Consider the following 15103-nt stretch of genomic DNA (forward strand, 5'->3'; position numbering starts at 1 on the left):
ATAGATCGAACTAGTTATTGAATAACAATTCGCGATATTTTGGCAATGGCCACATTTCATTATCTACAACAAGCTCTAACTTATCAATATGGTAACGAATATCTTCCAAATACGGACGCACTTTCTGATCATATGCAAATGCCATTTTGTGTCCATCCTCGATAACATTACATTCTTTACGAGCTTCAACCATTCCTTTCACTTTTGCTTTAATAGAAGAAATGTGACCTGAAATTTCTCGAATTAGCTCTTTTCTTGCTCCTGCTAAATTTTCAAACTCTTCAGCTGAGAAGATATCTCTTAAACCTTGAACATTCTGAATCAATTTGGTTTGATAAGCAACAGCTGTAGGAACAATGTGGTTGATTGCCAAATCACCTAATACACGTGCTTCAATCTGAATCTTCATGGTGAATTTTTCCATTTCAACCTCAACACGAGCTTCCAATTCTTTCTCTGTCATTACTCCACTCTCAATCAATGATCTTTTAGCAGGTGCTTCAAGATATTTAGAAAGAGATTCCGGCACACTTGTGATATTAGTTAGTCCTCGTTTTTTCGCCTCAATCACCCAAGCTCCTGAATAACCGTCACCGTTAAAACGGATTGGTTTAGATTCAATAATTAATTTTTTAAGAACCTGGAAAATCGCTTCATCCTTTTTAATTCCTTCATTGATTAATCTATCAACAGCAGCTTTAAAATCTTTCAACTGAACAGCCATTGCTGCATTCAAAGCTGTCATTGCTGCAGCATTATTTGCAGAAGAACCAACAGCACGGAACTCAAAACGATTACCAGTAAAGGCAAATGGAGAAGTACGGTTACGATCGGTATTATCCAAAATAATTTCAGGAATACGACCAATACCTAATTTCAATGCTGTTTTTTCGTCTGGAGTCATTTTCTTCTCACCAACTTCCTCAACAATTTTTTTCAACATCTTAGAAACCTCATCACCTAAGAATACAGAAACAATTGATGGCGGTGCTTCATTAGCTCCCAATCTATGACTATTAGATGCTGTAAGAATGGATGCGCGAAGAAGATCCTGATTCTTATATACAGCCATTAATGTATTCACAACAAAGGTAAGAAACTGCATATTTCCTTTAGGATTCTTACCTGGAGCCATTAACACAACACCAGTATCGGTACTCAACGACCAGTTATTGTGCTTACCTGATCCGTTAACACCAGCGTATGGTTTTTCGTGGAACAATACACGGAACTTGTGGTTTCGAGCAACTCTCTTCATTACATCCATCACCAACTGATTGTGGTCATTTGCCAAGTTAGCCTCTTCGAAAATTGGAGCCAACTCAAACTGAGAAGGAGCAACCTCGTTGTGACGAGTCTTCACAGGAACACCTAATTTGTGACACTCTACCTCCAAATCCATCATAAATTTAGTCACACGCTCAGGAATAGATCCAAAATAGTGATCATCTAACTGCTGATCTTTAGACGAAGAGTGTCCCATTAATGTACGACCTGTTAATGCAAGATCAGGACGAGCTTGATACAATGCCTCATCAATAAGGAAGTATTCCTGCTCCCAACCTAGGTTAGCATGAACTTTAGTAACATTTTTATCGAAATATTGACAAACATCAACAGCAGCCTCATCAACAGCAGCCAATGCCTTCAACAAAGGAGTTTTATAATCAAGAGCTTCACCTGTATATGAAATAAATACTGTTGGAATACAAAGTGTTGTTCCAATAATAAATGCTGGTGAAGAAACATCCCAAGCAGTATATCCACGAGCTTCAAAAGTCTGACGAATACCTCCCGAAGGGAATGAAGAAGCATCAGGCTCTTGCTGAGCCAGTAACTTCCCTGAAAAATTTTCTATCATGTTACCACCATCACCATAATCAATAAAGCCATCGTGTTTTTCTGCAGTACCATCGGTTAAAGGTTGAAACCAGTGAGTATAGTGAGTAGCTCCTTTTTCAATTGCCCAGGTTTTCATTCCTAAAGCAATACCATCGGACATTTTTCGATCGATAGATCCTCCCTTTTGGTTCGCAGCCTTAACAGCTTTAAAAGCATCTTTTGACAGATACTTTCTCATGGATTCTACATTAAAAACTAAATCGGCATAATAATCAGTCGCCTTATTAGAAGGTAACGTCACCGATTTTGGCTGTCTTGAAAGCAATTCACTTAACGCTTGAAATCTAATGGTGGCCATAAACTTAAAAATTTTAGTTAATAGTTAATGTTATATGCAATATTACAGGGGCTCTTTAAAAAATTAGTTGTTTTTTTCACCAAACACCCCCCTCAACTGCACAGTACAAAAATGAAGAAAAAAAACTATTTCTGCAACACTACCCATGGATTACAACAGGTATGTCACAAAAAAATCGATAAAAATCCAGGTTAAACCCTAGATTTTTATCGATTGCGCAAATATTTTAAAGTTTTTTTCGGTAGAAGTGTATTTTTTATTTCGCCTTAGGGATTTTTGGTGCTTTTTTCTCAATTACCTCTTTCACATCCTTCCTGGAATTGATTAAATGGTAAAATTCTTCGATATATCCGATGAGTTTATATCGATTTGTTTCTTTCAGGTGTTCACATTGATTCAGCAATTCTAAAAATAAAGGTTTAAGCTCATTAAAATTTGTAAAAGCCTGTTGTAACTCTTCTGAACTCCACCTCATCCCTTTGTACAATCTTTTGTATTTGGCATCTGATTCTATTTTGGGAGATAAGGTAAAGTAAGAATGGTTAATAATACCCGACCAGTCAAAATCATAGGGAACCACAACAGGAATACTGTATTCGCTAACCGACATTATATCTATATTATGCAATCTACCAACATCCCAATCGGCATTACCTATCATTAATTGAAACAAAGAGAGCATCACCATATTTTCTCTCAAAATCTCATATTGCTTCATGTTCTTGAAGTTTAAAATGTGCTTTCCGTTTCTTACGGCCACATCTTCCTTATCTTCAAGAAAAAACCCAAACTTTGTCAAGGTATCCGAAGAGTTAATATCTATAAATGATACTTGAGACAATCGAACTCGATAGCTGTGATTCGAAATCAAATTATACATTTTATAAATAAGATATTCCTCAATGGTATGCTGCTCATAATCATCCACAAAAGATTGACAATGACTCACATACTTTAATTTTGACTGCCCTTCAAACTCCGTTCCCACAGCTTCTTTTACGGTAATTTTAAAACGCAATGGTGGAAAATTGCAATTTTGCTTTCTGCGACGAAAATTACCTCTGGTTTTTACTTTCACCTCCATCACATCAGCCTTACCATTCTCTGAAAACACCTTTAATTCACTTTTATGGTATTTCCTTTTTTCTGCAATATCATTAATTAATAATGCCAAGTCTGTTTTTAACTCTATTTTTAACAGATCCTCATTTTTAAACAATGGTAAGTTTAACAAACTATCTCGGTCTTTCGCCGTTATTGGATTTGCACTTAAAATATTCCCCGTACAAACTAACAATAGTAATAATAAAGCAAGATTTTGTCCTTTTCTTATTACGCTCCCATTCTCCATTTTGCAATTATATTTATTCAATACTTTCTTTCTTCCCATCAATAAATATGCGATAATAATTATCATTTTCAATAAACAACACCTGTGGCTTTATTTCATCATATCCCATAGGAACATTCATTGCAACCAACCTTCCTTCTTTTAACAATCTAATTGCTTCCACCTCAGTATGTCCAAAAAATATCCTTTTTACCTTATAGTAATTTAACACCTTATCCAATTCTTCATCAGTAATTATTGAATAGTTACGTGTTTTCATTAAATATCCCCTGTACCAAAGTGGGTTGCCTGGAAAATAAACTTCTTTCATTAATTCGGCCTGCGTCTTTCCATGGTCAGGCTTTAAACTCATCCTTATTTCTTTATTAATCTGATTCAAAGTCATATCTTTCTCAATCATCTCAGGAGAAATTCCTCCATGAACAAAAAGAAGGTCATTAATTTTCACAACTGAATTAAGCGATCTTAACCATTTTCCTAACTCAGTATCCTCCTTAAAAAAACGCGGATAATTTATCATTAAACGTTTGCTCATTTTTTTATATTTAGGAGCTATATATCGGGCATCATTCATCAGTACCATAATTTCATGATTACCCAATAAGAAATGCAATCTACCTTTGTATGCTTTTGCCTGTCGCTGCAGTTTTTTAATCAAATAAAGGCTTTCCGTAACCTTATCTCCTCTATCGAAAATATCACCAATAAAAACCACATGTCCATCACCCCACAACCAATTTAATTCTTCATCAATAACTTTTGCTCCCCTTAATAGTTTAATCAAAGCATCATATTCCCCATGAACATCTCCAACTACCAATATTTTTTTAACATTTTCAAACTCAGCCCCCTGTACAGGGTAATCTCCTTTTCTGAGCCAATATCTATTTTTATCACCCTTAAGACCTTTTACCTGAACTGAATCAGACTTTATTTTTAATCTTTTCTCTCTGATACTAATACTATTTTCTTCATGCGAATGATCCACATACCACATCCTAACCTCTTTTGAATCAATCCAGGAAAAATGAGGGCCATCAGAGTAATCTGGCAAGTTTATGTCATCAATATTTCCTCTAAAAACTTTATCGTATTTAGAAAAAGCACCTGAACTTAATTTCTTTTTTTGTGCACTAAGTGGAAACAAAACACAAATGCATAATAAGAACAATACACATTTTACATACCGATATGAAATCATAAAATATATCTTTTAGTATCAAACCAAATACCATTTTCTTCAGCTTGCTTTAAATCAAAAACTAAACCAAAATTTTATAGAAAATAGTACATCCATAATGTTCGAAAGCAAAACACAGGCTGCCCGAAATCGAACAAGCAATGAACTTGCATGAAGTTAGTAAAAATTATTAAGAGCTAATCATACAAAAAAACAGGAGCCCTTTCGAACCCCTGTTTCACTACTACTACAATGTACCTGATTTAGTATCCAGGATTTTGATCTATTTCACCTGTTGTTTTATCAATTTCTGCTTGAGGTACAGGCCAATATTTTTTTGCTTCAGTCCAATACGGAAGGATATTTGCACGATTTGTACGAACAAGATCGTGATAACGATCATTCTCACCAGCTAATTCTAAACGACGTTCTGCATAAATCGCATCAATTAGCGCAGAACCAGAAGTCGTAATATCTCCCAGACCTACTCGATTACGAACTTCATTCAATGCTGTTCTTGCACTTCCTTCGTCAGAAGTTTTAGCACAAGCTTCAGCATACATTAACAACACCTCTGCATAACGCATAATTCTAGTATTATTAGCATTATTACGAATAGCAGCTGAACGATCTTCAGGAGCTACATAAATTTTCTCCTGATAGTACCCGGTTCTGTTAAATGTTAACTTTGCTTTCCACTGATCCAATGAATCATTTGCAACTGTCATATCAGTCTGATCATTATACCAATCCCATACTCCTTGAGGAATTTCTTTTTCATATACCTCATCAGTAGTTAGTAGAGTGGCAGCTTTTCTAACAACATCACCGGCTGCATCAAAAGCATCAGCTAAATTTTGTGTTGGTTGATTGATACCGTAACCATATGTAATATTTCTTGGTAACTGGAACAATGTCTGGAAGTTTCCATTATTACGGAATGCCGATGTTTCCGTATCCGAATTAATAAAATCAATTTCAAAAATTGATTCTATACCATTTTCTCCATCAAAAGAAAAAACATGTGCATAGTCAGGATCTAATTCGTACTCTTTTGAATCTATTACTTTTTTCGCCCAAGATTTTGCTGCATCAAAATTTTCTGCATACAAATTCACTTTTGCCAAGAATCCTTGTGTAAAACCTTTGGTTATGCGTCCTAAATCACTTGTTGAGTAAGCACTTTTTAAAGGAAGATTAGGTTCAGCTAATTCCAATTCTTTGATAATAAAAGCATACACCTCAGCAATTTCGGATTGGCTGATTTTTTCATCTGCAGTTCTTATTACGTGATCTAATACAGGAATTCTACCGAAAGCTCTAACTAACTCGAAATGATAAAAAGCTCTTAAAACTCTTGCTTCAGCAATAATTCTTGCTTTCATACCAGTCTCAAATAGCTCATCATCCATTTGTTCAGTTCCTTCAATAGTCTGACTAGACTTATTTATACCTCTGTAACAAAGTTGCCACTTGTAACGCACCTGAAAAGCATCAGCTGTTCCGTTAAACGTTTTTAATGGTTCAAAACCTGCATTATCACCATCACTACCACTATATACAGCATTATCACTTAATGTTTCACCAAATGCCCAAAAGAACCATCCAAAACGGTAATCTTTTAAATCCGAATATGCTGCAGTTAAGGATGCTAATGCTTTTTCTTGACTATTAAAATATACATCAGAAGTTTCTTCTCCCAATTTGTCCTGATCAAGAAAATCATCACTACAATTGGTCAGCAACAAACCTGCACTTACAACCAATAGTAATCTGCTTATTGATTTTATATTTATTTTCATACTATTCATTTTTACAGCTTAGAAGCTTAATTTAACACCAATAACATAAGTTTTTGCCTGTGGATAAGTACCAATATCAACACCGCGACTTAAATAATTACTTGATGAAACCATTCCAATTTCAGGATCAGCTCCTGAGTAGTCTGTTATAGTCCATAAGTTTTGACCAGAGAAATACAACTTAGCCGAAGTTAACTTCACCTTATCTAACCAACGTTTTGGGAAATTATAAGCTACCATTAAATTCTTTAGTCTCATATAAGAACCGTCTTCAACAAATCTATCTGACGTTCTATTTGTATTGTTCTTATCGTTACCATTTAATCTTGGCATGTTAGTGTTGGTATTAGATGGAGTCCAAGAGTTCAACATATCCTTGTGTTTATTCGTCTCATCAAACTTGTACAAGTGAGTTTTCATTGCATTAAAGATTTCATTTCCTTTTGATCCCTGGAAAAATGCACTGAATTCCCAATTCTTATACTCTGCTCCAATATTAAATCCATAAGTATAGTCTGGATCAGGGCTACCAATTTTGGTTCTATCATCTCCATTTACCACACCATCTCCATTTACATCCACAAATCTCATATCACCGGGTTGTAAATCTGAATTGTCACCTAATTGATCAGCATGGGCATCAATTTCTGCTTGATTTTGGAATACTCCATCAGTTTTATAACCATAAAAATAACCTATAGATTCTCCAACTTCCGTTCTGGTAGCAGATCCTCCATAATAAGAACCTCCACTAATAGGTTCTCCTGATCCAAGGCTCTTCATCTCGTTTTTATATGTAGAGATATTGAATCCAAGGTTATATGAAAAATCGGAACCGATTTGATCTCTCCAATTCAAAGAGAATTCCACACCTCTATTATTAGCCTCACCAACATTTACTACCGGACCACTTTCATATCCGTAATAATAAGGAATTGGAATACTTAACAACATATCTTTGGTGTCTTTATCGAACCAATCAAAAGAAACTTCCATTCTTGCATCAAATAATGCAGCATCTATACCAAAGTTAATAGACTCAACAGTTTCCCACTGAATGTTCTTATCTTTCATTGCATTCACAACGTATCCCTGATATATATCCTCATTTTCGCCGAAAATATAGCGGTACTGAGAATTACCACTCATTGTTGTTTGATACAGGTAATAGCTACCAACATTTTCATTACCTATTTGACCCCAACCTCCACGAAGTTTTAAAATAGAAAGCCAATCAACATCTTGTAAAAAGTCCTCTTCAGAAATTTTCCATCCCAATGCCACAGAAGGAAAATACCCCCATCTATTACCATCTGCAAACCTCGAAGATCCATCTGCCCTAAAGTTAGCAGTAAACAAATACTTATTATCATAAGCATAGTTGATACGCCCTAAGTAAGACATCATTGTTAATTCAGAAGCTCCTCCTGATGTATAATATCCATCAGCACCTGAACCAACAAATCGCATTGCCTCATCTTCATTTGGAATATTTGTAGCACTTCCAAACAAATCTTCATATCTGGTTTTTTCTTTTGTAAAACCTGCTAAAACCGTAAAATCGTGCTTATCAATCGATTTGTGATAAGTCAAGGTGTTTTCCCAGGTTTGCTTAACTGTCTTATAGTATCCTCTTGAAACTTTGTTAATCAAATTTCTCTGATTAGCATTAACAGTAAATACAGGATCAAAATCATAAGTATCTGTAACAGTTCTATTCAAACCATAACTTGTCTTAAACTTTAAGTCTTTAATTGGTTCTAATTCTGCATAAACATTTGCAAACAACCTGAAACTTTCACGCTTCGCATTATCGTAATTAATTTGGGCAACTGGATTTGGATAATCTGTGAAGTATGAATATCCATAATTTCCTGCTTCTTCGTTAAACCAAACTGGAGTTACCGGCTCTAACTTAATAGCGGTATTGATTGTACCTGTATGATAACTTCCTTCAACTACAGATTTTTTCTCATTACTTTGGATGTTCACATTGGTACCAATCTTCAAGTAATCCTTTACCTGATAATCAGACTTAATTCTTGCAGTTAATCTTTCGTATTCAGAACCAATAACCGTTCCCTCTTCATTGTAATATCCTCCAGACATAGAATAGGTTAACTTATCTGTTCCCCCATTAATATTGATATTATAATCCTGAACAGTTGCAGTTTGAGTTAACTCATCAAACCAATCAGTATCAACATCTTTATCCACCTGATCAAGATTTAAAGGAGCAGTTCTTGTTTTATTCAATTCATTTTGAACAGACAACCATTCACTAGCATTTGTTGTTTCCCAATTATTAATTACGCTCTTCGCTCCATAGTAAGCATCTACACTAACTTTTGTTGGCGTATTTTTCTTACCACTTTTAGTTGTAACCAACACAACTCCATGCGCACCTCTAGAGCCATAAATAGCTGATGCTGAAGCATCCTTTAAAATATCAAATGAAGCAATATCATTTGGATTTAAAAAAGTAATATCAGTTGTTGGAACACCATCAACAACATACAATGGATCAGATCCATTCACACTACCAACGCCTCGTACTCTAATTGAGATTGAACCTCCTGGAGCACCACTGTTAGAAACTACCTGAACACCTGCAATACGACCTTTTAATCCATCAACAGCCGAATTGACTGGCATCGCTTCCAAATCTTCATAACTAACAGTAGCTACAGAACCAGTTACATCACTTTTTTTCTGAACACCATAACCAACAACTACAACCTCATCCATGGCAACATTGTCAGCCTCAAGTTTCACATTTATTTCTGTTTGAGTGCCAACAGCTATCTCAAACGTTTTCATTCCAATATAACTGAATACTAATGTAGCATCAGTTCCAACATTGATTTGATAATTTCCATCAAAATCAGTTGTTGTTCCATTGGTTGTACCTTTTTCTACAACCGAAACACCTGGGATTGTCAGCCCATCTTCTGCACCGGTAACTATACCTTTTACCAACACATCCTGTGCCCAGGATACCTGCCAGCCAAGAAGCATAATTAACGCAAAGCATGCAATTTTTCTCATTGTGTTAAATTTAGATTAGCAAAATTATCTTAATTAGATTTAATTTATTCCAATACCAGAACGCTTAGGAAGTATCACCTTACCATTCTGAACCGTTACTCCTTTATATGGGTCATTCGAAATCAAAAGATTTCCATCCAAATCGGCCCAATCGACCATTGGTGAAAGTTGAGCTGCAGCACTTACTCCACAAGAAGTTTCTGTCATACAGCCTATCATTACTTTCATATCTAGAGCTTTGGCCAAATTCATCATTTTATGAGCTTCTCTCATTCCGGTACATTTCATCAACTTGATATTAATTCCTGAATAAGCTCCTTTTAATTTTGGAACATCAACCAAACGTTGAACTCCTTCATCGGCAATTGTTGGAAGCGGACTATGCTGAGTTAACCAAGCCATGGTATCCAAATCATACTTATCCATTGGTTGTTCAACAAAAACAACTCCTTGTTCTTTCAACCAATGAATCTTATCCAATGCTTCACGCTTGTCTTTCCATCCCTGATTTACATCTACACACAAAGGAATGTCGGTAACTTTTCTGATAGTATTAATCATTTCCTCATCAGTACCACGACCAATTTTTACCTTAAGTATTTTATATCGAGCAGCTTCTTTAACTTTCTCAGTTACTACTTCCGGTTTATCAATTCCAATAGTAAACGTGGTTAAGGGAGTATCCTCCTGATTGTATCCCCAGATCTGAAACCAAGGCTTATCTACAATCTTGCCAATCAAATCATGCAAAGCAATATCTACCGATGCTTTTGCGGCACAATTTCCTTCTGCAACACCATCAACGTAAGATAAAATCTCGTTCAAACGAAACGGGTCGGTAAATTGATCAAGCTTTAAACTGCTTAAAAACTTTGTAGCGGTCTTATGAGATTCACCCAAATATGGAGGCATAGAAGCTTCACCATATCCAACAAACCCTTCCCACTCAATCTTCACCAACATTACTGGCGTTGTAGTTCTGGAAAATGATGCTATGGTAAAAACATGTTTTAATTGTAAGTCGTATGGCTCAAAACTCAACTTAAGACCAGAACCGGAATAATTGGCTTTAACTCCTTCCTTTCCACTATTACATGCACTAAACAAAGGAAGCAAACACGCTCCTCCTGCAAGTAATCCACCACTACCTATAAATTTCCTTCTATCTAACTTCATTTCTATTTAAATCTTAATACCAAGGATGTTCAGAAACTTTAATAATTCCTTCTTCCCCTATTCTATTTAAAACTCTGCGACCACCCAACCATGAAACTGTTCTGTAGTTGCTGAAATTTTTTGCTTCAGGATCAAAACTGTTTATTTTTACTCTACCCGAGGAATGAATAAACTCTCCATCCCTAATATACATTCCTACATGAGTAACTTTTTGCTTGTGGTTTTCTGTAGCTTTTCTACCAAAAAACACCAAATCTCCTTCTGCTAAATTTTCAAACCCTTGTTCAGGAGATATGGTGTCTCCATGAAGAAACTGCAATGAAGCATCACGAGCCAATATTATTCCGTTCATGAAATACACGGATTTTACAAAACCACTACAATCAACACCTTTCGATGATGTTCCTCCCCACAAATAGGGTCTCCCCATAAATTCCTTGGCTAATTGAGTAAGCATTGACGGCTCTTTGATTTCTTTTGACTTCCATAAATCAAAATCGATACAATCTGTCTTATTTAACCTGATCTCTCTTTTATCTGGTAGGTTTAACAACAAATACTTTGAATTTTCACTCTGAACTTCCAGAATTGATCCTGCTACAATATCTGTTATTATTTCCTTGCCTTGTTCATCTTTTGCTATCTGAAAATGTGACTGAAAAATCACTCTTCTAGCATTTCTCCAATTCGTCATTTCTTCCTTGGTTCGTAGATTCAATGCAGCTTCATCCACCCAAGCTATATACTTATCAGGGGTTTGAATTTGATACCAGGAATTCTTTTTATTTAGGATCTTAACCGGAGCTCCCATAATTGCTTGCGAAACAAGCTCTGCCGAATGCTTTGGTTGAGACCTAAGATTTACAACACTTAAGTTTATCAATCCCCAAATCTTATTTCCCATTTTATCCTTTGGAAGTAAAACCAAACTATCTACCAAATGAACATTTAAGCCCTCCAAAGAAGAAAACAATGCTAACTTAGCTTCCGGCAAAGATGTTTCTCCACTAACCACCAGACTACCATTGCTGCTCATAGAAAAACTTGTAGTATAAATTGCTTCTCTACGATCTGGCGCAAAACATTTACCAATTTCCTGCGATAACTTATTTGCTTTTTGAATAGCATCATCTTTACTACCACAAGCAAATAGCATCAATATCATCAAAATATAATAGGTGTATTTCATTTTTTACTCTTAAATAATTGGTATTACATATTACATGAATCCAAATTTAAAAATGATCAGTTAATTTATTGGTTAACACACACATGTTTAAAAACACATATTTGTAATACAAGTAAACACATTGTAAGCAATCAAATTAAGAAAAGGAGCTATTCTATTACTATTTTATTACTTTCCGAACTCTCCGAATGCCCTCTATTCACTGCCACTACAGAATAATCACCCACACTTTGCGCCGCTTCCAAATTCAACTCACATAAACTTGTAATACAAAATATTTTCTTATTTGATTTTTTCTCTTTTTTATACACAACATAGTAAGCAGCATTTTGCTGTTTTGTCCATTCAAGCTTCATGTTCTCTCTTTTTAACTTGGGACGATTGGGAACCTCTCCTTCAAACAGTGGGTTCTTCATGTGCATAGCCGGATCTTTATACATTTCTTTTACCAGCGCTTCATTTATCCCCAATTTGTTTTCTAAAAAGCTTTTTGCAGAGAAAAACATACTTCCATCAACATTTTTAAGTTTTCGGTTCAATTTAACCTGACGAATAATTTCATTTGCACTATGCCATGACTTGATACTTGATTCAGAATTTAATCTATATGCTCCTTGACCTATATAGCATGGTTTACCATATGAATTTTTGTTCCACCACTTTGCTATTACTCTATAATTGGCCACTCTTTTACCAATATGCCAGTAGATTTGTGGTGCCACATAATCGATCCAATCATTCTTTAACCACAACAACACATCAGCATACAAATCATCGTAATTGGTTTGACCAGCTTGAGTTCTTGATCCAGACTTGTCAACACTTTTGTTTCGCCAAACTCCAAATGGAGAAATACCAAAAGGCATCCATGGCTTTATTGATTTAATCGTGTCGTTTATTTGTTTGATTACAAGATTTACATTCTCTCTTCTCCAATCATCAATTCGATCTGGATAAAATTTCCCACCATGATTTGTGAAACTTTCTGAATCAGGGAAAGCCTCATCTTTTATTTTGTATGGGTAGAAATAATCATCGAAATGAATGGCATCAACATCATACCTACGAACCACGTCACCAACAATTTTCGACACGTAATCTCTGGTTTCCGGCAATCCGGGGTTAAAATATTTGTGCTTTCCATAGGTCAGAAACAATTCTGGTCGAGTATTGGTAATGTGATTTGGATCTGTTTTGGCATCCTTATAAAGAAATACAGCTCTGTATGGATTCATCCATGCATGCAATTCCATAGCTCTTTTGTGACACTCTTCAATTGCAAATTGTAAAGGATCATACAATGGATCCGGAGCTTTTCCTTGCTCACCACTTAGCCATTGTGACCATGGTTCGTATGGCGAATTGTAAAAAGCATCAGCAGCTGGTCGAACCTGAAATATCACCGTATTCATTCCATATTTCTTGTGTTGATCCAAATGAGCAATCAATTCCTTTTTCTGTTCTTCCACACTTAAGCCAGGTTTCGATGGCCAATCGATATTATCAACCGTTGCGATCCAAACTGCACGCATTTCTCTTTTAGGAGATTTCTTCTTGGCAAAAACTCCACAACTCATAGAAATAAGCAATACCAATGCTATAACTTTCTTCATATTATTCATAGCTAACTTTCATTTTGTAAGACCAATCACTGAAATACAGGTTTCCACCATTCCACTCTAATTCTCCTCTCTGAAAATCGATAGGTTCACTTCTTGGCCAATTTTTCTTTGGGTAAAATTCTCTAGAGAAATCATCGTTAACAATTAACCGATGTGCATCAATACCCGTTTTATAGAAATGACGCACGCAATGATCCTCACTTTTTTGCATCTCAAATGATTGATCAAGTGGCACCCAACCAATTCCCTCATAATACACCTCGCACCAATCATGAAGATTCACCAATCCAGGATGCAACATATAGCCTGATTGCCATTTGGCAGGAATCCCTCTGTATCGTGCCATACTTATAAACAGTAAGGTTTGCATCCCACAATCTCCATGCATATTATCCAAAACGTAACCTGGAATATGAGACATGATTCCATACTCTAATGCACTTGCCCATGGAATATTGATATCAATCCAATTGTACAATAAATCAACTTGTTTTAAAGGATCAGTTTCATCACCACAAATCTCGTCAGTCAACTTTTTAATTCTGTCTGTAAATACAATTTGAGGAGCTCGTTCCTTCGTATTCTCAATATAAATTTTGGAAGTTTTATCGTACTCTTTCAATTTCATTTTTTCAGGAAAGAATACCTGTGCATAAGATGTAGTTTTAAACTTTACATTGAATCTGGTTTCTTTGCCAGCTTCTGCTATTTTTTCACAGTAAATACTTCTTTGTGGCAATGAATCTGGAGCAATCATGTAATACTCCGAATTAATCGAAATGAATTCTACATTTTGCTGTCTTGTATGATTTTCTTTAGGATATGGCATCCAACAGCGAATGATTTCACCTGCTGGCACAGCATCAGCTTTTAACTTTATGGCGTAGTCGAATATATTCTTAACCGGATTAATTAACTCTCCTTCTCCGTTTGTTTTTTTAACCAGTTCAGTTGTATGATCCAAACAATAGGCATCCAAAGGATCAACACTCTTTCCTTTTAGCTTTTCTTTTCTGGCTTTGGCAAACTCATTTACTCTAAAAAGATTCCAAACACCATTCTTAAAATACTTCTTCTGATCATTAATTAGCCTAAACTCTAAAGATTTATCTGCTTCCCATTTGAGCATATAAAGAGTCGTTGAATCTCCAAAATATTCACTCAAGCGATCAATCACATATTCCTCGGATAAAGAGAACTCTCTTTCTATTCTGCGCATCATATCCAGCTGATGCAAAAACTCTCTTCTCTGTGTTTCTGTGAGAAATTTGTCTTCTAACTTATCATTGATCATGTTAGAAGCAACGCTATAGTCACCTCTTTCAATTAAAAGACTTAACTTGCCATTTTGCTGATCCTTTGAGTTACAAGAGAAACAAAGTAACACAATGACAATAATTAAATAGCGGGGTATGGGCTTTGTCACTCTAATATCCTATTAATATGTCATACATGTTACAAAAGTAAAAATTTTATTAGTTTTGCAATGAAAAAATGTAAAAAACAACATTCTAAATTGTTAAAACCGTTATCTA

Annotated in this window: 9 protein-coding genes; all 9 read right to left on the reverse strand. The window is 35.4% G+C overall.

Going from position 1 to position 15103, the window contains the following annotated elements; genetic code table 11:
- Positions 1-10: 10 nt before the first annotated feature.
- Positions 11-2200 carry a glutamine synthetase III family protein gene (locus BXY64_RS14750; RefSeq protein WP_120240758.1) on the reverse strand — a complete coding sequence of 730 codons (2190 nt, stop codon included), beginning with the start codon at positions 2198-2200 and terminating at the stop codon, positions 11-13.
- Positions 2201-2456: 256 nt separating this feature from the next.
- On the reverse strand, positions 2457-3551 hold the full coding sequence (locus tag BXY64_RS14755) for a hypothetical protein (RefSeq protein WP_147376005.1): 1095 nt from the start codon (positions 3549-3551) through the stop codon (positions 2457-2459).
- 13 nt (positions 3552-3564) lie between these two features.
- Positions 3565-4752 carry a metallophosphoesterase gene (locus BXY64_RS14760; RefSeq protein WP_120240760.1) on the reverse strand — a complete coding sequence of 396 codons (1188 nt, stop codon included), beginning with the start codon at positions 4750-4752 and terminating at the stop codon, positions 3565-3567.
- 242 nt (positions 4753-4994) lie between these two features.
- Positions 4995-6533: a RagB/SusD family nutrient uptake outer membrane protein gene (locus BXY64_RS14765; RefSeq protein WP_120241030.1), complete on the reverse strand. Its 1539-nt coding sequence runs from the start codon at positions 6531-6533 to the stop codon at positions 4995-4997.
- A gap of 18 nt (positions 6534-6551) precedes the next feature.
- Positions 6552-9581, reverse strand: a complete 3030-nt coding sequence (locus BXY64_RS14770) for a SusC/RagA family TonB-linked outer membrane protein (RefSeq protein ID WP_120240761.1) — start codon at positions 9579-9581, stop codon at positions 6552-6554.
- A gap of 39 nt (positions 9582-9620) precedes the next feature.
- The gene (locus BXY64_RS14775; protein WP_120240762.1) at positions 9621-10757 is read right to left on the reverse strand and encodes a dipeptide epimerase; all 1137 of its coding nucleotides are present in this window, start codon (positions 10755-10757) and stop codon (positions 9621-9623) included.
- Positions 10758-10770: 13 nt separating this feature from the next.
- Positions 10771-11946: a C40 family peptidase gene (locus tag BXY64_RS14780; protein WP_120240763.1), complete on the reverse strand. Its 1176-nt coding sequence runs from the start codon at positions 11944-11946 to the stop codon at positions 10771-10773.
- 149 nt (positions 11947-12095) lie between these two features.
- Entirely contained in the window at positions 12096-13559 is a 1464-nt protein-coding gene (locus tag BXY64_RS14785) for a glycoside hydrolase family 10 protein (protein ID WP_170150676.1), read from the reverse strand.
- A 1-nt stretch (position 13560) separates the two neighbouring features.
- Positions 13561-14955: a transglutaminase-like domain-containing protein gene (locus BXY64_RS14790; protein ID WP_147376006.1), complete on the reverse strand. Its 1395-nt coding sequence runs from the start codon at positions 14953-14955 to the stop codon at positions 13561-13563.
- Positions 14956-15103 lie beyond the last annotated feature (148 nt).

Source organism: Marinifilum flexuosum, from assembly GCF_003610555.1.
Taxonomy (GTDB): Bacteria; Bacteroidota; Bacteroidia; order Bacteroidales; family Marinifilaceae; genus Marinifilum; species Marinifilum flexuosum.